We start from the raw sequence: 22,577 nt of genomic DNA on the forward strand, positions 1-22,577 counted from the left end.
CCGCGTGGTTTTGCGCAGCGGTCGTGAAAGTCAGAACGGCTCACTTCAACAAGTTTGCAGTGCATGATAATACCAAGCGATCTCTTCGATCGATTGGCAATGCGAAATGCGGACGGCCAGACGGCAACGGGGCGCACCTCGACAGAAGCTGACATTCAGCTTCGGCCCGTTTCGACTGGTCCCCGGCCGTCAGTTGCTTCTTCTAGACGAGCGCCCCGTCAAGATTGGCGGACGCGCCTTCGAGCTCTTGCGGCTGCTGGTGCAGCGCCGCGGCGAGCTGGTCAGCAAGAACGAGCTGATGGCGGCAGCCTGGCCGGGCACGTTCGTCCACGACAGCAATCTTAAGGTCAATATGTGGAGCTTGCGGCGCTCGCTGGGAGATACCCAGATCGAGCCCATCTACATCGCGACCGTGGCGCGGCGTGGGTACAAGTTCATCGCCGATGTCCGGGTCGGCATCGGCGAGATCGAGGGGGAGCCTGCGCTGGCCGATCCGCTCCCGCTTTCGCATGCGCCATCGCCGCGCGGCATCGTCGGCCGCGAAGCCGATATCGTTGAAATCGCCGATCTGCTCGCCGAGGACAGGCACGTGACCCTGACCGGCGCAGGAGGGATCGGTAAGACGACCGTAGCCCTGGCCGTCGCCCAGGCGTTCGTGTCAAGGTATCGCGACGGCGTCTGCTTCATCGATCTCGCGACAATCTCCGATCCTACTCTGTTCGGCGCGGCGCTCGTGACGGCACTCGGTATCCGAGGCAATACGGACATGGGGCTGGCTGCTGTCCTCGACTATCTGAGGCCGCGGCAGATGCTGCTCATCCTCGACAATTGCGAGCATGTGCTGCCAGCCGCCACGATCTTTGCCAGCAAGTTCATGACGGACACATCGCCATCCCGGCTGCTTGCCACGAGTCGCGAGCCGCTCGGCACCACCACTGAGCACGTCGTGCGGCTTGGCTCTCTATCTGCTCCGAGTTCAGGCCTTGGGCTGTCGGTGGATCAGGCCGTCAGATTCCCGGCGGTGGAGTTGTTCGTTCGACGCGCCGTCGAATGGTCGGATTACGAGTTCGTCGACGAGGATTGCGACGCCATCGCAGCGGTCTGTCATTCGCTGGACGGGCTTCCCCTAGCCATCGAATTGGCTGCCGCCCAGATCGGCAGGTTCACCCCGCGGGAGCTGTTGGTCGTCCTCGATCAGAGGCTTGACTTTAGCGCGACCGGGGCCGCCGCCGGGCCGCCGCGCCATGAAACCCTGATGGCAACGATCGATTGGAGCTACCGGCTGCTGTCGCAGACGGAAGCCAGGCTCTTCGCCCTGCTGTCAGTGTTCAGTGACGGGTTCGAGCACGAGGATGCGGTCTTCGTCGCGGAAGCGGCAGGTCTCACGCCGATCGACGTCGCGACCGCACTCGGCAGTCTCGTCGCCAAATCACTGTTGAGCGCGCAGGCGCGGGGCGCGAGCCTGCGCTACCGGCTGCTCGATAGCACGCGTCGCTATGCCGCCGAGCGGCGTCGGGGCGATCCGGCGTGCAGCGGGGCGATGCGCCGCCATGCGGAGCGCATGGCTGCGCTGTTCGAGCAATCCGAGGAGGATTGGAAATGGCGCGAGCCGACCGATTGGACCGAGCGCTACCTTGGCCGCATTGCCGATTTGAGAAGTGCGCTTTCATGGTCGTTCGGCGAGCAGGGCGATGACATCCTCGGAATCAGGCTTGCGGTTGCTGCGATCACCCTGTGGTCGGAGACCTCCATCCTGTCGGAGGCGCAAGCGCGGTTGGAGGTCGCACTCGCGTTGGCCAAGCGCGTTCCATGCGACGATCTGTCCAAGGCAAAGCTCGCCTGTGCCCTCGGATGGAGCCTCTTCTACGCCCGCAAGAGTTCGAACGAGAACGAAGTCACCTGGCTTGACGCAATCGCATTCGCAAGGCGTGCTGACAGTGTCGACCTTCAGCAGCGCGCGCTGACGGGTTTTGCGTTCTATCTGCTCCAGATCGGCGAGATCGCACGTGCCATCACTTATCTCGAGGAGGCCACCTCGCTGGCCGACCGAGACCCCGATTCGACGGCGACATCCGAAGCCGACAAGGCCCTGGCCTGGGCCCACGCCTTCGCCGGCGAATTAAGCAAAAGCCGCCCGGTTCTCGATCGTCTCGCGTCAACCCATTCGCTAGTCCGGGGGCGTTCGCGCAAGGATGCGAATGAGGTCTACCGCTTCATCACCGTCCGCACCAACATGCCTTTTGTAGTGTGGATGCAGGGGCAGGCCGACTACGCCGCTCGACTGGCGCGTGAGGCCGTTGATGCTGCGGACCGCGGTGGCCATTGGGTGTCGCAGTCGAACGCACTTGGGCTCGCCGCACTTCCTATCTCGCTTGAAATCGGCGATCTTGACGCGCTCGATATGTTCACGGAACGCCTGCGTCGCAATCTGGAACGCGAGCGCATCTGGCGCTGGGTTTCGGTCGAGCGCTATTTCTCCGCCTGCCTGCGCGAATTGCGCAGCGATCCGCGCGCGGTGGAGGATATTCGGGCCGCGATTGACGAACTGATCGAATGCCGCTTTCTGATGCGGATCGGCAGCTATCTGGCTTTCCTCGCTCGTGCTTATCTGCGGCAAGGGCGGATCGCGCAAGCGCGTGACGCCGTCACGCGCGCCATCGACTATCAGGAAAGGCAGGGCGAGCGCTGGTGCCGCTCGGAACTTCAGCGAGTCAATGCATCTATCCTTCTTGAGGATGGCGAAACAGTCCGCGCTGAAAAGCTATTAAAGGAGGCGCTGGCTGAAGCTCGCGCTATCGGCGCGTTAACTTTCGCGCTTCGGATCGCCACCGACCTCGCCGCTCATTGGGCGGCGACAAACCGCGAGATAGACGCGGTTCAATTGCTCGCTCCGATTTTTGGCGAATTCACCGAAGGGTTTGGTACGCAAGACCTTGTTCGTGCCTCCCGATTGTTGGCTCAGATAGAGAACCGTACAAGTGGCGTAGGACTCTAAAAACATGCCCCCGAGCACAAGTTGGTGCAACTGGCAAGCCATCGGTCAGAAGGGCTACGAGTTCTGATTGGATTTTTACTCGACTTCTGGAGCGCGGCAAATGCCTCGGGCATCCGCTACTCTCGCGGATACTTCCGCTTCTGGTCCATCTCTGACCTTGCCACCGACGCCGGCTGCGTCCGGTGTTGGAGGGAAAGCGGACCAAAACGCGATTGCGCTGTGACGGTCGCTTTTGACCCTAACTCTGTGAAAACGCCGCGGGTCCGAGTTCCGAGCTCGATCCGGGCTGACGAGAAGGATCTTCCGGAGGTCCTTCGGCTCGAGCATGTCCTTCGTGATTTTCACGTGCTCGATCTCGTCGAAATATTCGGCTCGATCTCGGGTTGACGTGGACGATACGCCTTTGCGTGGCCGTTAGCCTTCTCTTTCACTATCGACAATGCATCCAGCTTCCGAGAGCGGTCAGGACCGTGAATTACTGAATTCATGGTCGCGTGATCGGGAGTGCGGCAATGGACGATCGAAAATATCTGACGCCAGAGGAAGTCTCGGAGCGCTACCGTGGCGCGGTCAGCGTCGGGACCCTTCGCAACTGGCGAGCGATGCGCGTCGGACCCGCCTTCGTCAAAATCGGGAAAGCGGTCCTATATCCGGTTGGCGAACTCGATGCTTGGGACAAGAGAAACATGGTGTCCTGCCGTGCGCCAGGACGATCACCGATGACTGGGCCTGATCAGGCGTGATGATCACGATTTGGCGTGCACTACCGTCCCCACTCTCCGTCCCCCGCTTGATGGTCGGCCTGCTAAATCCGTTATTCTTCAATTACATAGCTGCGGCGCTACGCTCATGCACAATCACCCTTCGGGCGATCCGACGCCGTCGCAGGCCGACATCCGGATGACCAAGACGATCGTGGAGATCGCCAAGCCGCTGGGCATCACGGTTCACGACCACATCATCGTCGGAAGGAATGGCCACACCAGCCTGAAGAGCATCGGGGTGATGTGAAGGCGCGACGCCGACGAGACGACGCATGCAGCGTGCTGCGGTCGGAGCTGCCAAAAGATCGCCGCGGGATGGACGAAACGTCGGGCCGGTTTGAACCGGACGTCTTCCCGCGCCGGCTAATGCGGGCGAAGCGTGGAGAGGAATGACGGATGCGCGCGCCCTTCATCGGACTGATCCTCGGCGTCCTGACCGTCACGGCGGCGGCTGCCTACGACGCCAACGATCCCGCCAATTGCAATGGCATCGGCTGGGACGATGCGCGGCCGCTCGTCGTCGCCAAAGTGAGCGGCCAGCCACGCGTGAACTTCGTCAAGAGCCCCTATGACGATGACTTCAAGGCCGCAGGCTGTCCCGCTGCGACCGACGCCTGCCGGAAGAAGGCGTACCTCGTCCGCGACGACCTCGTGCTGATCGGAAGGACCCGCGGCGATTTCGTCTGCGTCAGCTACCAGCAGCCGCATGCGAAGGCCCAGATCTGGACCACCGGCTGGTTGCCACGCGCAGCCCTCACCGCCGTCGAGCCGATGGCCGCGCCGGCGACGGCCGACTGGTCCGGAAGCTGGGAGCACCCTGGAGGGGGACTGACGATCAGGAAGGAGGCCGGCAACCGGCTCAGGATCGAAGGCGATCAGGTGTTGCCGGCCGGGCGCGAGTTGCGCAACGGATCGCTCGGCGCGACGGCAGAGCCCAAGGGCGGCCTGATCGCCTTCGTCGACGACGGCAGCACACCGTTCGAGCGGCCGAATGCCGGCGACGAGTGCCGCGTGCGCCTGCAGCGAATCGGCGCGCTTCTGCTGGTCGAGGACAACAATGATTGCGGCGGTGCCGGCGTCAGCTTCACTGGACTCTATCATCGCAAATAGCCGCCGACGGCTCATGCCCAGCGGCGCGCCATTGCCACACAGAGGACGACGATTCCGGCTGCGGCAACCATCGTTGCCGACACCGGCTCATGCAGCAGCAGGCTCGCGAAACCGAGGCCGAGGAAGGGCTGCAGCAGTTGCAGTTGGCCCACCGTCGCAGTGCCGCCGCGCGCGAGCCCGCGGTACCAGAAGGCGAAGCCGACGAACATGCTGAAGACGGAGACGTAGGCGAGGCCCAGCCACGCCGCGGCCGTGATGTCGTGTGACGCGCCGGGCAGCGTCAGCACCGCCATCGACAGCATCAGCGGTGCAGACAACAGCAGCGCCCACGAGATCACCTGCCAGCCGCCGAGCCGGCGCGTGAGCATGGCGCCCTCGGCATAGCCCAGGCCGCAGACGACGATCGCAGCGATCATCGCGAGATCGCCGATCGGCGCCGCGACGCCGTCCCGCGACAGGGCGAAGCCCGAGACCGCCGCAGCGCCAAGTGCTGCGAACAGCCAGAACAACGGCCGCGGCCGCTCGCCGCCGCGCAGCACGCCGAACAAGGCGGTCGACAACGGCAGCAGACCGACGAACACGATCGCATGGGCCGAGGTGATGTGCTGGAGCGCCAGGGCGGTGAGCAGCGGAAAGCCGATGACGACACCGAGCGACACGACCGCCAGCGACATCAGGTCGCGCCGGCCGGGAAGCGGCTGCCGCAACAGCGTGAGACAAAGCGCGCCCAGCACGGCCGCGAGCGTCGCGCGTGCGCCCGTCAGGAACAGCGGCGAAAAACCCTCCAGTGCCGCCCGCGTCGCCGGCAGCGAGCCGCTGAAGATCGTCATGCCGATGATGCCGCTCCCCCAGCCCTCGATCGATCCCTTCATGCACGGCTCCTCCTTGCAGATCCCATAGCCCGATCGGGCTTGTTGCGGCAGCGACAGACCGATACAATTTTGACAATCTGTACTGATGCAAAGGGCAACACACTTGGGACCAGGGACGCCCGATTCCCGCCGAGGCGGCTCGCGGACCATCGCCGTGGTCGATGCGATCCGGCAGCGTCTGGCGACGCGCGCGCTCAGCGCCGGCCAGCGCCTGCCCTCGATCCGCGCCTTCGCCGCGGCGATGGGCGTGTCGCCGGCCACGGTGGTCGAGGCCTATGACCGGCTCGCCGCCGAGGGCGTGATCCGTGCCCGGCGCGGCTCCGGCTTCTATGTCGCCGACACGGCGCTGCCGCCGCTGGCCCTCGCCGATCGCGAGCCGCGCCGTCCGCGCGCGGTCGACCCGTTCTGGGTGTCGCGGCAGTCGCTCGACGCCGGACCGGGAACGCTGACGCCCGGCTGCGGCTGGCTGCCGGCCGAGTGGATGCCGCAGGACGCGCTGCGGCGCGCGGTCCGCGCGCTGGCGCGCAGCGCCGGCCCTGTGCTGAGCGACTACGGCGCAGCGCGAGGATCGCCGGCGCTACGACGGCTGCTGCAGGGCCGCCTTGCCGGCATCGGCATCGACGCGTTCAGCGAGCAGTTGGTGCTGACCTCGTCTGGCACGCAGGCGATCGACCTGATCTGCCGCATGCTGCTGGGTGCCGGCGACGCCGTGCTGGTCGACGATCCCTGCTACTTCAACTTCCTCGCGCTGCTGCGCGCGCATCAGGCGCGGATCATCAGCGTGCCGATGACGCCGGGCGGACCCGACATCGGGCAGTTCGAGGCGATACTCGCGGCCGAGCGCCCGCGGCTCTACATCACCAACTCCGGTCTGCACAATCCGACCGGGGCGACGCTGTCGCTGCAGACGGCGCACCGGCTGCTCAACGCCGCGTCGGCGCATGACACGATCATCGTCGAGGACGACATCTACGGCGATTTCGAACCCGAGCCGTCGCCGCGGCTCGCCGCACTCGACGGGCTGACGCGGGTGATCCTGGTCGGCAGCTTCTCCAAGACACTGTCGGCCTCGGTGCGCTGCGGATACATCGCGGCGCGCGCGGACTGGATCGAACCGCTGATCGACCTGCAGATCGCGACCGGCTTCGGCGGTCCCGGACAATTCGCCGCGGAGACCCTGACCCAGGTGCTGACCAGCGGCAGCTACCGCAAGCACGTCGAGGAGCTGCGCGCACGGCTTGGGCGAGCACGGCCGCGCGTGGCGGCACGGCTGCAGCGCATCGGTATCGCCCCATGGCTGATGCCGCGCGGCGGCTTTCATCTGTGGTGCAGGTTGCCGGACGGCTGTACGGCAATCGAGGTGGCCCAGGCCGCGCTCGATGAACACGTGGTGCTCGCGCCCGGCGACGTCTTCAGCGCGGCGCAATCCGCCGCGACGATGATGCGCTTCAACGTCGCGCATTGCGAGGATCCGCGCGTCATCAACGCGCTGGAGCGCGCGACAAAGCCACCGGCCGCGCGTTCGTTGCGCCGCCAAGCGGCCGATTCGACCGGCGGATAAGGCTTAGTAGCAGTAGCGCGGGTGTGCGCGGACCCATGAGCCGTCGCCGCGCTGCAAATAGCAGCCATTGCGATAGGAATAATAGCCGCCACGACGGCGCTCGCCATCGGCCGCGATTGCAGCTCCGGTACCGGCCCCGATCACGGCGCCGATCGCAGCGCCCCGGCCGCCGCCGATCGCGCCGCCCAGGATCGCTCCGCCGGCGCCGCCGAGGATCGCTCCGCCGAGTACGTCCTGCGCGGCAGCCTGATGCACCGGCGCGACGACGGCGAGCGTGAGCAGCGCCGCAGCGCCGAGGCGGGTAGCAAAGGGAATCCCCAGACGTCGGATCATGGACAGGCCTCCGTTCCGGGCACGCTAGTCCGCCCGGCGCGGCCGTTCTTGATGCAGATCAAGGCGACGTCAAGGCAGGGCAATCCACGGCCTTGCCACGTGACGCATCATGCCGCCACGCGCTGATCCTGGGTGCGGTCCTCGATGATGCTGAGGAGATATTTCGGCTCGCCCTCGCCGATCGAGACCGGCAGCCGGCGCACGACGATGTCGCGCGGACCGTTCCCGGGTGTGAGGATGCTATGGGCTCGCGGCTCATCGTCGCCGCGCCCTGCGAGCTGGTCGCGGGCGGCTTCCTCGAGGATTGCGCCGGTCGGCGCGGAGAACAGTTCGCCCGGCGTGCGGCCGATGATGTCGGTGCGTGGCACGCCGAACAGGCGCTCGGCGGCGCGATTGACGAACATGTAGCGCAGCGACTGCGCATCCTTGGCCAGCACCGCCTGCGGGATGTTCTCCAGCAATGCGGCGAGGAAATATTCGGCGCGCGCGAGCTTGCGCTCGGCACGGCGCTGCGCGGTGAAATCCTCATGAGTGGCGATCCAGCCGCCGCCGTCCATCGGACGCTCCGAGATGCGGATGATGCGGCCGTCGGCGAGCTCGACCTCGACGATCTCGGCCCGTCGCGCCTTCATGCGCTCCCGTAGCGCGGCGAGGAACTCCGACGGCTTCTCGCGCAGCAGGCCCAGCTTGGCGCGATGTGCGAGAATCTCGCGTACATGCGCACCGGGCTTCGCAACCGAGGCAGGAAGGCCGTAGAGCATGCGGTACTGCTCGTTGACGATCAGCACGTAGCCGAAGCTGTCGAGCATGATCAGGCCCTGGGCCATGTTGGCGACCGCGGCATCCAGACGCTGCTGGTTGCTGAGCGCGCCCTGCTCCAGCCGCTCGTGCTCGCGCAGGATGTCGGCGTGCTGGCGCTCGATCTCGACCTCGTGCTGCTCGAGCTCCTGAATCCGGAAGGCGCCGTTCTGGAAAGTCTCCACCGCATGGGCGACCCGTCCGATCTCGTCATGGCGCCGCGCATGGGGAATCTTGAGCTTGATGCGGCCGGCGGCGATGCGGTCGGTGACGCGGGCGATGTCCAGCAGCGGCATCAGCACGCCCCAGCGCAGCGCCAGCGCCGCGGCCGCGATCAGCACGATGATCACCGCCCCGAGCGCGCCCAGATAGAACGCGGCCATGCCGCGCGCGTCGGCCGCCTCGCCGAGCTCGCGGGTGCGGTCGGCATAGAGCCGCGACAATTTCTCGAGGTCCTCGTTGAGCGCGGTGCGCACCGCGCGATTCTCGTCATTGTCGCCGAGCTCGCGCGCCGCCGACGATCCGACCGAGATCGTCTGCCGCGCCATCTCGGTGCGGAATGCGACGAACTGATCGATCCGCTTCCTGAACGGGGCGAACAGCGCGGCGTCGTCATCTGTGACCCGGCTTTCCCATTCGTCGACCACCTTGCTCAGCTGCGCGATCTTCGCAAGCTGCGAATCGGCGTAGCGCCGCGCGACGGTGCGGTCCAACGACATGTAGATGCCGCGCGATTCCATCACGACCGCGTAGATCAGCGCGTTGGTGCGCTCGATGTTGCGGGCTGCAATGGAAAGCGCTTCGAGCCGATCGTAGAACAGGCGCTGCTCGCGCAGCGCCGACAGCGCGCCCAGTGTCGACAGCATCACCAGGACGGCGAACGCGGCCGCAGCCGCAGAGATCTTGTCGTTGAGGCTGAACGACGGCAGCGACCTGTTGAACCGGCGCAACAACTCACGCATGGCGGTCCCCCTCGATGGAGTACAACCATCAGACGCAAGATGCGTAAACAACAAGTTCCAATCAGTGGAACAGGCGTGTAACCGGCCGTTAACCAAATCCGATGCCGGAAGAAGCTTGCCCGCCGCGCGGCAAGGGCGCTCAACGGCGCGCGTCTCGTCCTACTGCCTGAGCATGATCAGCGGATTGGCGCTGTCGGGCACCAGCCGCCACTGCGCATTGTCGTCCGCCTCGAACCGCCAGGTCTCGCCGCGGTCCGACATCAGCATCATCTGGCCGTGCTCGAGCCGCCACTGGCTCGGCGCGAACGCTGCGATCATGGGGTCGCATTTCGGCTTCACGAACACTTGGAAATTGTCGTGGCCGGCGTCGTTGTTGGTCAGCACCAGGCTGCAGATCGTGGCGCCATTGCCGCGGACCATCGCCCAGTCGCCGATCATCTGGTCCATCGATTTCGCCAGCGACCGCGCCGCCGCCAGGTTCTGCAGGATGTAGACGCCTTCGCCCTGGCGCAGTCCCTCGAAGATGCCGGCCTCGACCTCGGTGAAGTCGATCACCGCTTCGCCATTGGCGGCCTGGAGACTGACGATGTCGAGGCCCTTCACGTTCCAGCCGGCGATGTCCTTGGTGAAGGGCAGCGCGGCGGCGCAGCTCGGCTCCAGCTCGAGCTTCTGCCCGCGCGGCGCCGCGTCCGGCTTCAGGGTCACGACGCAGGTCTTGCTGCGCTCGGTGGTCGCAAGCTCCCACTGCCCGATCATCGCTTTCTTCAGGCCGGCGGCGTCCTGCGCGACGGCAGGGACGCTCGCCACTGACGACAGCAGCGCGATCAGCATTGGGAGCGAGCGTTTCATCAGCGGCCTTTCACCGGCGTTTCCGGAACGGGCGTCAGCGGCGGCTTGCCGGCAAACCAGACCTTGAGATTGTCGACCACCAGCTGATCCATCGCGTTGCGGGTTACGATGGCAGCCGAGCCGATGTGTGGCAGCAGCACGACATTGTCCATCGCCTTGAGCTCGTCGGGTACCGCCGGCTCCTTCTCGAACACGTCGAGGCCGGCCCCGAGAATCGTGCCGGACTTCAGCGCCGCGACCAAAGCCTGCTCGTCGATCACCGAGCCGCGGGCGACGTTGACGACGACGCCCCGCGGCCCCAGCGCCTTCAGCACCTCGGCGTTGACGATTTTGTTGGTGCCGGCGCCGCCGGGCACGATCACGATGAGCGTGTCGACGTCCCTGGCCATCGCGAGCAGGTCGGGATAGTGCTTGTTGGTGACGCCCGCCGCCGGGTTGCGCGAGTGATAGACCACCGGCACCAGCGAGGCTTCGAGCCGGCGCGCGATCGCCTGGCCGATGCGGCCCATGCCGACCATGCCGACGGTGCGGTCGCGCAGCGAGCCGACGCTCAGCGGATAGGGCTTCGACGTCCACTCGCCGGAGCGCACGAAGCGGTCGGCCTTGATGAACTCGCGGCAGGTGGCGATCAGCAGACCGAGCGCGACGTCGGCGACCTCCTCGGTCAGCACGTCCGGCGTGTTGGTGACAATGATGCCGTGCTGGCCGGCATGGGCGGCCGCGATATGGTCATAGCCGACGCCGAAGCTTGCGATCATCTCCAGCTTCGGCAGCATCGCCATCACGGCGGCATCGGTCTTCACGGTGTGGAAGGTCACGGCGACGCCGCGGATCCGCCCTTTCACGTCCGCCGGCAGCGCTTCGAGATCGGCCTGCGTCGTCGCATGGTGCACGGTGAAGCCGTCCGGGAACCCTTTCTCCAGGATCGGCCGCAGCGGCCCATAGATCAGAACATCGATCTTGTCAGACGAAGTAGCCGCCATCAGTTGTCCTTTCCAAGCGCGCTCTCGTGCCAGCGCCGCAAAACGAGGTGCGAAACTAGCGCCAGCAAGCCATAGATGACAATCCCGGCGACCGACAGCAGCACCAGCGCTGCGAACATGCGGGGTATGTTGAGACGATAGCCGGATTCGGCGATGCGATAGGCGAGCCCTGAGCCCGCGCCGGCGCTGCCCGCGGCGATCTCGGCGACGACGGCGCCGATCAGCGACAGGCCGCCGGCGATGCGCAGACCGCCGAGAATGTAGGGCAGAGCGGCGGGCAATTTCAGATAGCGCAAGGTCTGCCAGCGCGAGGCGCCGTAGAGCTGGAACAGGCCGGCGAGATTGCGATCGACCGAGTTGAGCCCGAGCGCGGTGTTGGACAGCACCGGGAAGAAGCCGACGATCCAGGCGCATACGACCACCGCGGTCTGCTGCGGCAGATAGATCAGGAGCAGCGGTGCGACCGCGATCACAGGGGTGACCTGCAGCACTACGGCATAGGGAAACAGCGCCCATTCCAGCCATCTCGACTGGTTGAACAACAGCGCCAACGCGATGCCGCCGAGCGCGGCGGCGATGAAGCCTTCGAGCGTGGTGACCAGTGTCGTCAGCAGCGACTGCGCCAGAATGTCCCAGTCGGCAACCAAGGTCTTCAGGATGAGCAGCGGCCCCGGCAGCACATAGGGCTGGATGCCGTTGACGCGCACCACCAACTCCCACGCCGTCATCGCTGCGACGAAAACCAAGGCCGGAAAGGCGAGGCTCGCCAGCCGCTCGCCCGCAACGGATGTCGCTCGCTCGGAGGCACCGCTCACAGCGCATGCACTCCGGTGTAGGCCGGCGCCAACGCGTCGGAGACGCGACGGCAGTATGCGGCGTAGTCCGGCGAGGCCCGGAACGCATCATCGCGCGAGTCGACGTCGATCCGGATTTCGGCACTGAGCCGGCCGGGCCGCGCCGTCATCACCAGCACGCGCTGCGACAGGTAGACCGACTCGAACACCGAATGGGTGACGAACAGGACGGTCATGTTCAGGCTGCGCCACAGCGCCAGCAGGTCGTTGTTGAGGCGAAAGCGCGTGATCTCGTCGAGGGCCGCGAACGGCTCGTCCATCAGCAGGATGTCGGGCCGCGTCACCAGCGCCCGCGCCAGCGAGGCGCGCATCTTCATGCCGCCGGACAATTCGCGCGGGAAAGCATCGGCAAAATCCGACAGGCCGACCTGCGCCAAGGCCGCATCGATCCGCGGCCGCGCCTCCATGGCCGGGACATGCGCAAGCTTCAACGGCAATCCGACATTGTCGCGCACGCTGGTCCAGGGCATCAAGGTCGGCTCCTGGAACACGAAGCCGATGCGATGGCCCGGATGCGTCTCGGACGCGGACGCCGCGACATCGACCGCGCCGCCGCTCGGGCGCGCGAGGCCTGCGATCAGCCGCAGCGCCGTCGACTTGCCGCAGCCGGAGGGGCCGAGCAGCGAGACGAACTCGCCTTTGGCGATGGTCAGATCGATCGGCCCCAGCGCGGCGACGCCGGACTCGTACACCTTGGTGACGCCGCGCAGGCGTACCGCGGTCGCGACGGCGCGCTCGGACGAAAGGGGTGAGCTCATTTGCTGAAAGTGCCGCTCAAGCGTCCTACTTCTTCGGCCGGAGATCGATGCCGACGCTCTTGTTGACGAAACGCAACGTGTAGGACTTGCGATAGTCGATCGTCGACTTGACCACGCCGGCCCGCACCATCTTGTCGAAGAAGCTGGCGATGCGCTCCTCCGTCATGGCGCCGATGCCCTTCTCCACGCTGTCGCCGGAATCGACGATGCCGTACTCCTTCATCTTGGCGACCGAATAGGCCAGCAGGTCGTCGGTCATCTCCGGGTTCATCTTCTTGATCAGCGCATTGCCCGCGGAATTGTCGCCGTAGATGTAGTTGTACCAGCCGATGATCGAGGCATCGACGAAACGCTGCACCAGGTCCGGCTTGCTCTCGATCAGGTCGCGGCGCGTCTCGATCAGGGTCGAATAGGTGTTGAAGCCGTTGTCTGCGAGCAGGATCACGCCGGGCTTGAAGCCGGCGGCGCGCTCGACCGCGAACGGCTCCGACGTGACATAGCCCTGCATTGCGCTCTGCGGCGTGGCGATGAAGGGCTGCGGATTGAACGTGTAGGGGCGGACGTTCTTCTCGGAGAAACCGTATTCCGATTTCAGCCATTGATAGTAGCTGGAGATGCCTTCCTTGGAGACGAACAGGGTCAGCGGCTTCAGCTCGTCGAGCTTGGTGATCCTGGACTCCGGGTGGGTCAGGAACACCTGCGGGTCCTTCTGGAACATCGCCGCGATCGACACCACCGGCACGTTGTTGGCGACCGCGTCGAACGACATCAGCGTGTTCGCGGCCATGAAGAACTCGATCTTGCCCGAGATCAGCAGCATGCGGTTGTTCTCGTTCGGACCGCCCGGCACGATCGTCACGTCCAGACCGTAGCGCTTGTAGGTGCCGTCGGCGACCGCCTGGAAGAAGCCGCCATGCTCGGCCTCGGCGACCCAGTTGGTGCCGAACGAGACCTTGTCCAGAGTCTGGGCATGGGCCGCCGAGATCATCCCGCCCAAAGTCCCGCCGAGGACCAGCAATGCCGCCATTAACGTTCGCGGCAGAAGCGCCTGCGCCATGTCTGGTCTCCCCGGTTCTTTCTGGCTGAACATGTTAAGATCGTTCGGGTGATACCTACCCTGCCCCACGGACGAAGGAAACTGCCCGCGCGATGACCCTGCCGCCCCGCGACTGGACCGAGCTGCACTGGCCCGCTTTGGCAACGCCCGAGGCGGGAACGCCCGAGAGCGCGCGCTGGATCGCAGTGCTGCCGCTCGCCGCCACCGAGCAGCACGGCCCGCACCTGCCTCTCGGCACCGACGTCTACATCGCCGAGGCCTATCTCGCCCAGGTGCGCGCGCTGCTGCCGCCGTCGCTGCCGGTGACGGTCCTGCCGGTGCAGCCAGTGGGGATCTCGACCGAGCATATCGACTATCCGGGCACGCTGACCATGCCGACCGAGGTCGCGCTGCGGAGCTGGCGTGCGCTCGGCGACAGCGTCGCGCGCGCCGGGATCAGGAAGCTCGTGATCGTCACCAGCCATGGCGGCAACAGTGCCGCGATGACCCTGGTCGCACAGGATCTGCGCGCTGATCACCGCATGCTGGTGGTGACGACGTCGTGGTCGCGCTTCGGTGCGCCCGACGGCCTGTTCTCGCCCGATGAGTTGCGGCACGGCATTCACGGCGGCGCCGTCGAGACCTCGATCATGCTGGCCCGCCATCCCACGCTGGTGCGCAGCGATGCGATCGCCGCTTTTCCCTCGCGCGGCGCTGAGATGGAAACGACCTACAAGGTGCTCTCGACGCAGCGGCCGGCGCCGATGGCCTGGCAGACGCAGGACCTGAATGCGGGCGGCGCGGTCGGCGATGCCACGCAGGCGTCGGCGGAGAAGGGCGAGCGCGTGCTCGACCACGGCGCGCGGGCGTTCTGTGCGCTGCTGGCGGACATCGATAACTTCGACGTGAACACGCTTCGCCGCGGCCCCCTGTCGGGCGGCTGAGCCAGAGATAACACTCTGGATCTTCTGATGAATCTTCGAACGGCGTCGATCGCGATCAGGCGATTCGAACCGGTTTCGAAAAGGCTCCGTCCAATTTGGCAAGCGGCCGACGCCGGCCGCCGCAACAACAAACAGGAGCCTTCACCATGTCGATCAAGACCAAGATTGCCGCCCTCGCGCTGACCGCTCTCGCCGTGACCGGCAGCATCGCCGCAACGTCGACGCCTGCCGCGGCCAACGGCTTCCATCATCACCATTGGGGCTGGGGCGTCGGTGCCGGCCTCGTCGGAGCCGCCGTCGTCGGCAGCGCCATCGCCGCCAGCAACGACGGCTACTACTATGGCGGTGGCTATCGGTACTGCCGCTGGGTGCCGCAGTACAACGTCTACGGCCAGTATGTCGGCCGGGTCAGGGCCTGCGGCTATTGATGCTGGGCTTTCGTCGCGCCCCGCCCAGCCGCGGCCAAGGCTCGCCTCGCCAAATTCGCCAAGGCCGGGCGTCTACCTGCCCCGATCTGCGATCTCGACAGCCCGCCCGGCCGCCCGGGCGGGCCGATTGTTGCGTGGGCGCAACACCCTCGATCAGAAACCGGGTCAGATCGCCCCACGCTTGCTCTTGCGAATTAATCGCAATATAAATCATCCCTGAATTGCCGCGTGTCATCCACACTTCCGATCAAACATCGACGACTCCGTAATCTTCTCGTGACTGTGCGCGGGCAATCAGTTGTGACGTTGCCTGTGTCGTTTGCCTTGCCTTGGGAATCCGCCGCCATGATCCGTTCGAACTGCACCCGGGAAGTGATCGCGGCCGGCGCCATGATCGCCGCGCTCGCTGCCCCCGCCGCTGCCGCCGACCTGCCGGTCAAGGCCCGGATGGCGCAGACGGTGTTCGACTGGACCGGCCTCTATGTCGGCGTCCATGCCGGCTATACACGTGACCACGGCCGGGCGACCCTGACGGACCCGAGCGGCACGGTCAGCACCGGCAGCCCTTTCAGCGGTCTCACTGGCGGCGTTCAGGCGGGCTACAACTGGGTCACCCGCTCCGGGCTCTTGCTCGGGCTCGAGGGCGATTTCAGCTTTCCGAACTATCTCACCTCCAACCACACCGTCGCGATGCTCGGCACGCCCGGCTCGAACGTCTCGGAGCTGTGGGACTATGTCGCCACCGCCCGCGGCCGCGTCGGCTACATCAGGGGCGACTGGCTGGTCTATGCCACCGGCGGACTTGCCTGGACCGGCGGCCGCTTCATCAACACCAATGCAGCCGGCGACACCGAGAAACTGCTGACGACGCGGCTCGGCTGGGCCGCCGGCGCCGGCATCGAACGCAGCTTTGCGCCGCATTGGAGCTGGCGCCTCGAATATCTCTACAGCCATTTCGAGAACGGTGGCGTCCGCTTCTCCAACGGCGCCAGCTACAATTCGCAACTTGACTTCCAGACCCTGCGGGTCGGGCTCAACCGGAAGCTCGACTTCGCCAGCGGTCCCGACCTGAAGCTCAAGAGCGATCCGTCCGATCCCGAATCCGACCGCTGGGAGATCCACGGCCAGGCGACCGTGATCGGCCAGGGCTATCCGGCGTTCCGCGCCGCCTACACCGGCGCCAACAGCCTGACACCCGCGCGCCAATTCCAGGAGACCTGGAGCAACAGCCTGTACATCAACGCGCGGCTGTGGGACGGCGGCGAGGTCTACTACAATCCCGAGCTGCTGCAGGGCTTCGGCCTCAGCAACACCGTCGGACTCGGCGGCTTCCCCAATGGCGAAGCGCAGAAGTCCGACTTCCCCTATCCGCACTACAACACCTCGCGGCTGTTCCTGCGCCAGACCTTCGGCTTCGGCGGCGAGCAGGAGCAGCTCGGCAGCGGCCAGCTGCAGCTGTCCGGCAAGCAGGACATCTCGCGTCTCACGGTGCAGATCGGCAAATTTCCGGTGCTCGACGTGTTCGACGGCAACGCCTACGCCAAGGATGCGCGCAAGGACTTCATGAACTGGTCGATCTGGGCGCCCGGTGCCTTCGACTACGCCGCCGACAAGCTCGGCCTGACCTATGGCGCCACCGCCGAGCTGAACCAGAGGAACTGGGCGCTGCGCGCCGGCTATTTCCTGGTCGACGCCACCTCGAACTCCAACAATTTCGACACGAACGTGTTCAGGCGCGGCAGCTATGTCGTCGAGCTGGAGACGCGCTATCAGCTGTTCTCGCAGCCGGGCCACCTGCGCACCATCGGCTTCTTCAACAACACCTTCTCCGGCAGCTACCGCGAGACGCTGGACAATCCCGCGCTTAATGCCGACATCACCCAGACCCGCCGCGGCCGCCCCAAATACGGCTACGTCGTCTCTTTCGACCAGGCGCTGTCAGACGAGCTCGGCCTGTTCGGCCGCTGGAGCTGGAACGACGGCAAGACCGAGATCATGGCCTTCACCGACATCGACAACAGCCTGTCGTTCGGCACCTCGATCAAGGGCACGCGCTGGGGCCGTCCCGATGATACGATCGGCCTCGCCGGCGTGACCAACGGGCTGTCGCGCGACCACCGCGCCTTCCTAGCCGCCGGCGGCCTCGGCCCGCTGATCGGCGATGGTGCGCTGAACTATCGGCGCGAGAACATCATCGAGGCCTACTACGCCTACTCGATCAACAAATACCTGACCTTCACGACGGACTACCAGTTCGTCAACAACCCCGCCTACAACGCCGACCGCGGCCCGGTGTCGATCTTCTCCGGGCGGTTGCACGGGGATTTCTGAGGGCGACAGGCTGCGCCGCCGTCGAGGCCGGCAGTCGAGCGCCGATGAGAGCCACAATTCGCGCCACAAATGGGTGTCGTCCGGGCTCAAGGCCGGGACGACAGCGGAGGATGATGCGCCCGTCGGTGCGCCAAGCTGACCTGCCGCCAGGGTGCAGTCCCCCATGCGCTTACCGCAATGCGGCATTGGGCGCTTGCCATCCCCATATGCTAGGACCTGTCTCCATTCCCCGCCCCTTCGGGCGCTCACAGGTCGAAATGCTCTCAGTCGAACTCGCCATCATCGTCGTCCTCATCGTCGTCAACGGGCTGTTGTCGATGTCCGAACTCGCGATCGTCTCGTCGCGGCCGGCCCGGCTGGCCATGCTGGCCGAGAAAGGCGTGTCCGGCGCGCGGCGGGCGCTGACGCTGGCGTCCGACCCGGGGCGGTTCCTGTCGACGGTGCAGATCGGCATCACCCTGGTAGGCGTGCTCTCCGGCGCGTTCTCGGGCGCCACGCTCGGCCAGCGCCTGACGCAATCGCTGCTGGAGCTCGGCCTGTCGGCTTCCGTCGCCGACATCGTCGGCGTCGGCCTGGTCGTCACCATCATCACCTATGCCACGCTGATCGTCGGCGAGCTGGTGCCGAAGCAGCTCGCGCTGCGTGATCCCGAGGCGATTGCCGTCCGCGTCGCGCCGGCCATGCAGGTGCTCGCCAAGGTGTCGCTGCCGCTGGTGGTCCTGCTCGACCTTTCCGGCAAGCTGATCCTGACGCTGCTCGGCCGTTCCGGCGAGGCCGAGGAGAAGGTCTCGGAGGCGGAGATCCATCATCTGGTGCGCGAGGCCGAGACTGCCGGCGTGCTCGAGCCGGGCGAGAAGGAGATGATCGCGGGCGTGATGCGGCTCGGCGACCGCCCGGTCGGCGCCATCATGACGCCGCGCCCCGAGGTCGACGTCGTCGACCTCAACGACGATCCCAAGACCATTCGCGAGCTGCTCGCCAGGAGCCCGCATTCGCGCCTGCCGGTGTCGGACGGCGAGCGCGACCGTCCGATCGGCGTGCTCCAGGCCAAGGACCTGCTGGCGGCCTATCTGCGCGACGAGACGCCGGACCTGCGCAACCTGGTGCGCGAGGTGCCGATCATTCCCTCCACCGTCGATGCGCGCGACGTGATCGCGATCCTCAAGGTAGCGCCCGTGCATATGGGGCTGGTCCACGACGAATACGGCGCGTTCGAAGGCGTCGTGACCGCGGCGGATATTCTGGAGTCGATCGTCGGCGCATTCTCGTCCGAGCAGGGTCCCCCCGAGCCCGCCTGCGTCCGCCGCGACGACGGCTCGCTGCTGGTCTCCGGCTGGATGCCGCTCGACGAGTTTGCCGACGTCCTCGCCATCGAGGTGCCGCCACATCGCGGCTATCACACCGTCGCCGGCCTGGTGCTGCAGCACTTCGGCAGCGTGCCCGAGGTCGGCCAGAGCTTCGAGCTGCAAGGGTGGCGCTTCGAGATCATCGACCTCGACGGCCGCCGCATCGACAAGATCCTGGCGACCAGGCTCGCGCCGGAGGGCGGCGAGCCGAATGTGGGGTAGCTGAACCCGTGCTGTCGCCGCAACGACAGTGCGCCCCGCCGGAGCATTCTCGCACCCGCATCGCATCTGCCATGCGATGCGACCTCCCTCGCACGCGGCGGAGGCGCAGATCGAGCGAGTGGCGCGCGATCAGGCATACCCCGGACAGCCGATGTCGCGGGAACGTGAAGACGCGGCCTGCGTATCCTTTGATAGGCCGACATGTGGTACCGGATCCCGGCCGCCGCCGCTTGATATCAAACCATCACACAGGGCACTTAGGGTACGGATTCGGTCGGCAGCCCCAGCCGGCGCGAACCAGCCCATACGCCATGACAAGCACCGTCCGCAGCCACCGCCGATGGCTGCGGACGACGAGACGAGACACGCCGATGATGCTTCAGGAGCTCCGGACCACAGTGCTGCGCGACGCCGTCCGTCCCAACATCTGGGACGTGGTCGCGCTGGTGATCGTGGTGGGCGCGATGGTGCTGATCGTCTATGGCGGCGAGCAGACCACCCAGCCGCTGTCGGCGCTGGATACCGCCCCGGTGTCGCTCGATCCGGCCAACCTTCCGCTCTACGCGCTGCGCACGACCTTGCGCATGCTGCTCGCGATCGCGTGCTCGCTCGTGTTCACCTTCGTCTACGCCGCGCTGGCGGCCAAGAGCCGGCGCGCCGAGATCGTGCTGATCCCGCTGCTCGACATCCTGCAGTCGGTGCCGATCCTCGGCTTCCTCACCTTCACCGTCGTGTTCTTCATGAACCTGCTCCCCGGCAAGGTGCTGGGCGCCGAGCTCGCCTGCGTGTTCGCGATCTTCACCAGCCAGGCCTGGAACATGACCTTCAGCATGTACCAGTCGATGCGCAACGTGCCGAAGGATCTGGAGGAGGCGACGCGCAGCTTCCACCTCTCCGGCTGGCAGCGCTTCTGGCGGCTCGACGTCCCCTATGCGATGCCCGGCCTGATCTGGAATGCGATGATGTCGATGTCCGGCGGCTGGTTCTTCGTCGTGGCCTCCGAGGCGATCACGGTCGGCAACACCACCGTCACCCTGCCCGGCATCGGCTCCTACGTCGCGCTGGCAATTCAGCAGAAGGATCTCGCCGCGATCGGCGCCGCGCTGCTGACCATGCTGCTGGTCATCACCGCCTACGATCAGCTGCTGTTCCGTCCGATCGTGGCCTGGGCCGACAAATTCCGCTTCGAGCAGACCGCCTCGGGCAATCCGCCGAGCTCGTGGATGCTCGACCTGTTCCGGCGCACCCGCGCGCTGCGCTCGCTGTCCGTCCCGTTCGCCGCGGTCAATCGCGCCGTCTCGAACCTGCGGATCAACTGGCCTAAAACCTGGAGCGGCCCGGTGCGGCACGCGCCACCGTCGCAGCTCGTCGACGGCCTCTGGCTCGCCGTCGTCGTTCTCGGTTGCGCCTATGCCGGCTGGAAGACGTACCTCTACCTCTCGGCCACGCTGGCGCCCGCCGATGTCCTCTCCGCCATCGGCTATGGCCTGATCACGCTGATCCGCGTGGTGGTGCTGATCGGGCTGGCGTCGCTGATCTGGGTCCCCGTCGGCGTCTGGATCGGGCTGCGGCCCAAGCTCGCTGAGCGCATCCAGCCGCTGGCGCAGTTCCTCGCCGCCTTCCCGGCCAACCTCGCCTTCCCGGTGTTCGTCGTGCTGATCGTGCGCTTTCGCCTCGACGCCAATGTCTGGCTGAGCCCGCTGATGATCCTGGGCACGCAATGGTACATCCTATTCAACGTCATCGCCGGTGCCAGCGCCTTCCCGACCGACCTGCGCGAGGCGGCCGCGAGCCTGCACCTGACCGGCTGGCGCTGGTGGTTCAAGGTCGTGCTGCCCGGAATCTTCCCCTATTACATCACCGGCGCCATCACCGCCTCGGGCGGCTCATGGAACGCGGCGATCGTCGCAGAGGTCGCGAGCTGGGGCGACACGCATCTGACGGCGTCGGGGCTCGGCGCCTACATCGCCGCGGCGACGGAGCGCGGCGACTTTCCGCGCGTGGTACTCGGCATTGCCGTGATGTGCATCCTCGTCACTCTGTTCAACCGGCTGCTGTGGCGGCCGCTGTATGCCTTCGGCGAGCGCCGGCTGCGGCTCGGCTGACCGGGAGAGATCATCATGCGCGACCAGGTCAAGGACACATCGCTGATCGAGATCAAGAGCGTCAGCCGGCTCTTCCCAAAGGGCAGCGGCGAGGATCTCGTCGTGCTGGAGAAGGTCGACCTCACGATCCGAGCCGGCGAAATCGTCGGCCTGCTCGGACGCTCCGGCTCGGGCAAGTCGACCCTGCTGCGGATCATCGCCGGCCTGGTGTCGCCATCCTCAGGCGAAGCACGATGCCGCGGCGAGATCATCGCCGGCCCCCCTGTTGGCGTCGCCATGGTGTTCCAGTCGTTCGCGCTGTTTCCCTGGCTCACCGTGCTGCAAAACGTCGAACTCGGCCTGGAGGCGCTCGGTGTCGACAGTGCCGAGCGGCGCAAACGCGCGCTGGCCGCGATCGACCTGATAGGTCTCGACGGTTTCGAATCGGCTTTTCCAAAAGAGCTGTCCGGCGGCATGCGCCAGCGCGTCGGCTTCGCCCGCGCGCTCGTCGTGCATCCTGACCTCCTGCTGATGGACGAGCCGTTCTCCGCGCTCGACGTGCTCACCGCCGAGACGCTGCGCACCGACCTCGTCGATCTCTGGACCGACGGCCGGCTGCCGATCAAGTCGGTGCTGATGGTGACGCATAACATCGAGGAAGCGGTGCTGATGTGCGACCGCGTCCTGGTGTTCTCGTCCAATCCCGGCCGCGTCGCCGCCGAGTTCAGGATCGACCTGCCGCATCCGCGCAACCGGCTCGATCCCGCGTTCCGCCAGCTCGTCGACAGTCTCTATGCCCGCATGACGCAGCGGCCCGAGCCGAAGCTGCCGAGCACCGCCAGCGCCGGCGTGGGCATGGTGCTCAACCACGTGTCGTCGAACTCGATCTCCGGCCTGATCGAGACGCTAGCCGGCGAACCCTATAATGGGCATGCCGACCTGCCGGTGCTGGCGGGCCATCTGCAGCTCGAGGTCGACGAGATCTTTCCGCTGGCCGAGGCGCTGCAGCTCTTGCGCTTCGCCCAGCTCAGTGAAGGCGACCTGACCTTGACCGAGGACGGGCGGCGGTTCGCCCATCAGGAGACCGACGAGCGCAAGAAGCTGTTCGCGAAGCATTTGATGGAGAACGTGCCGCTGATGGGGCTGATCCGCCGCGTGCTCGACGACCGCCCCTCGCACGCCGCTCCGGCTGCGCGCTTCCGCATCGAGCTCGAGGACTACATGTCCGAGCACTACGCCGACGAGACCTTGCACACCATCGTGTCATGGGGCCGCTATGCCGAGCTGTTCGCCTATGACGAGCAGTCCGAGACCTTCAGCCTGGAGAACCCGCATTGAGGCCAACGG

General features: G+C 66.1%; 19 protein-coding genes. 11 read left to right on the forward strand and 8 right to left on the reverse strand.

The genetic code is table 11. From position 1 onward, the window contains the following. Positions 1-106 precede the first annotated feature (106 nt). The 4 genes from ACQR0W_RS07350 (at position 107) to ACQR0W_RS07365 (ending at position 4,869) form a co-directional block, all read left to right on the forward strand. Positions 107-2,995: an ATP-binding protein gene (locus tag ACQR0W_RS07350; RefSeq protein ID WP_434840664.1), complete on the forward strand. Its 2,889-nt coding sequence runs from the start codon at positions 107-109 to the stop codon at positions 2,993-2,995. Positions 2,996-3,507: 512 nt separating this feature from the next. Further along, positions 3,508-3,738, forward strand: coding sequence for a helix-turn-helix domain-containing protein (locus ACQR0W_RS07355; protein ID WP_083938734.1), 231 nt, complete (start codon positions 3,508-3,510; stop codon positions 3,736-3,738). A 73-nt stretch (positions 3,739-3,811) separates the two neighbouring features. Continuing rightward, on the forward strand, positions 3,812-4,006 hold the full coding sequence (locus ACQR0W_RS07360; RefSeq protein WP_315752322.1) for a JAB domain-containing protein: 195 nt from the start codon (positions 3,812-3,814) through the stop codon (positions 4,004-4,006). A gap of 149 nt (positions 4,007-4,155) precedes the next feature. Beyond that, the gene (locus ACQR0W_RS07365; RefSeq protein WP_316186617.1) at positions 4,156-4,869 is read left to right on the forward strand and encodes a hypothetical protein; all 714 of its coding nucleotides are present in this window, start codon (positions 4,156-4,158) and stop codon (positions 4,867-4,869) included. An 11-nt stretch (positions 4,870-4,880) separates the two neighbouring features. Here ACQR0W_RS07365 and ACQR0W_RS07370 read toward each other — a convergent pair whose 3' ends face one another. Next, the gene (locus ACQR0W_RS07370; protein WP_316186616.1) at positions 4,881-5,741 is read right to left on the reverse strand and encodes a DMT family transporter; all 861 of its coding nucleotides are present in this window, start codon (positions 5,739-5,741) and stop codon (positions 4,881-4,883) included. Between the two features lie 85 nt (positions 5,742-5,826). Between ACQR0W_RS07370 and ACQR0W_RS07375 the strand changes: the two genes are divergently transcribed. Further along, positions 5,827-7,302 (forward strand): PLP-dependent aminotransferase family protein, encoded by a 1,476-nt coding sequence (locus ACQR0W_RS07375; protein ID WP_316186615.1) that lies wholly within the window; start codon positions 5,827-5,829, stop codon positions 7,300-7,302. Between the two features lie 3 nt (positions 7,303-7,305). Here the strand turns inward: ACQR0W_RS07375 and ACQR0W_RS07380 are convergent, their stop codons facing one another. The 7 genes from ACQR0W_RS07380 to ACQR0W_RS07410 form a co-directional block, all read right to left on the reverse strand. Beyond that, complete coding sequence (locus ACQR0W_RS07380) at positions 7,306-7,635, reverse strand: hypothetical protein (protein ID WP_315715302.1); 330 nt, start codon at positions 7,633-7,635, stop codon at positions 7,306-7,308. 107 nt (positions 7,636-7,742) lie between these two features. Beyond that, complete coding sequence (locus tag ACQR0W_RS07385; protein WP_315752256.1) at positions 7,743-9,395, reverse strand: PAS-domain containing protein; 1,653 nt, start codon at positions 9,393-9,395, stop codon at positions 7,743-7,745. Positions 9,396-9,554: 159 nt separating this feature from the next. Continuing rightward, positions 9,555-10,151: an AprI/Inh family metalloprotease inhibitor gene (locus tag ACQR0W_RS07390; protein WP_315715433.1), complete on the reverse strand. Its 597-nt coding sequence runs from the start codon at positions 10,149-10,151 to the stop codon at positions 9,555-9,557. 92 nt (positions 10,152-10,243) lie between these two features. Continuing rightward, on the reverse strand, positions 10,244-11,227 hold the full coding sequence (locus tag ACQR0W_RS07395) for a 2-hydroxyacid dehydrogenase (RefSeq protein WP_315825482.1): 984 nt from the start codon (positions 11,225-11,227) through the stop codon (positions 10,244-10,246). After that, positions 11,227-11,955, reverse strand: coding sequence for an ABC transporter permease (locus ACQR0W_RS07400; RefSeq protein WP_315715432.1), 729 nt, complete (start codon positions 11,953-11,955; stop codon positions 11,227-11,229). Before ACQR0W_RS07400 ends, ACQR0W_RS07395 begins: the two co-directional genes overlap by 1 nt. An 83-nt stretch (positions 11,956-12,038) precedes the next feature. Further along, positions 12,039-12,839, reverse strand: coding sequence for an ABC transporter ATP-binding protein (locus ACQR0W_RS07405; RefSeq protein WP_315752258.1), 801 nt, complete (start codon positions 12,837-12,839; stop codon positions 12,039-12,041). 25 nt (positions 12,840-12,864) lie between these two features. Beyond that, positions 12,865-13,866 (reverse strand): ABC transporter substrate-binding protein, encoded by a 1,002-nt coding sequence (locus tag ACQR0W_RS07410; RefSeq protein WP_315752323.1) that lies wholly within the window; start codon positions 13,864-13,866, stop codon positions 12,865-12,867. Between the two features lie 122 nt (positions 13,867-13,988). On the opposite strand from ACQR0W_RS07410, the gene ACQR0W_RS07415 reads away from it, so the two are divergent. The 6 genes from ACQR0W_RS07415 (at position 13,989) to ACQR0W_RS07440 (ending at position 22,568) form a co-directional block, all read left to right on the forward strand. Further along, positions 13,989-14,819: a creatininase family protein gene (locus ACQR0W_RS07415; protein WP_316170954.1), complete on the forward strand. Its 831-nt coding sequence runs from the start codon at positions 13,989-13,991 to the stop codon at positions 14,817-14,819. 146 nt (positions 14,820-14,965) lie between these two features. Beyond that, positions 14,966-15,247, forward strand: coding sequence for a hypothetical protein (locus ACQR0W_RS07420; RefSeq protein ID WP_315752260.1), 282 nt, complete (start codon positions 14,966-14,968; stop codon positions 15,245-15,247). Positions 15,248-15,592: 345 nt separating this feature from the next. Next, on the forward strand, positions 15,593-17,578 hold the full coding sequence (locus tag ACQR0W_RS07425) for a carbohydrate porin (RefSeq protein WP_316170955.1): 1,986 nt from the start codon (positions 15,593-15,595) through the stop codon (positions 17,576-17,578). Between the two features lie 257 nt (positions 17,579-17,835). Beyond that, positions 17,836-19,146, forward strand: a complete 1,311-nt coding sequence (locus tag ACQR0W_RS07430; protein WP_316170956.1) for a hemolysin family protein — start codon at positions 17,836-17,838, stop codon at positions 19,144-19,146. Between the two features lie 371 nt (positions 19,147-19,517). Further along, on the forward strand, positions 19,518-21,251 hold the full coding sequence (locus tag ACQR0W_RS07435) for an ABC transporter permease (protein ID WP_315825485.1): 1,734 nt from the start codon (positions 19,518-19,520) through the stop codon (positions 21,249-21,251). A 15-nt stretch (positions 21,252-21,266) separates the two neighbouring features. Continuing rightward, positions 21,267-22,568 (forward strand): ABC transporter ATP-binding protein, encoded by a 1,302-nt coding sequence (locus ACQR0W_RS07440; RefSeq protein WP_315752264.1) that lies wholly within the window; start codon positions 21,267-21,269, stop codon positions 22,566-22,568. Positions 22,569-22,577: the final 9 nt, after the last annotated feature.

Origin of the sequence: Bradyrhizobium sp. HKCCYLRH1034, assembly GCF_051168375.1 — a bacterium.
Lineage (GTDB): Bacteria > Pseudomonadota > Alphaproteobacteria > Rhizobiales > Xanthobacteraceae > Bradyrhizobium.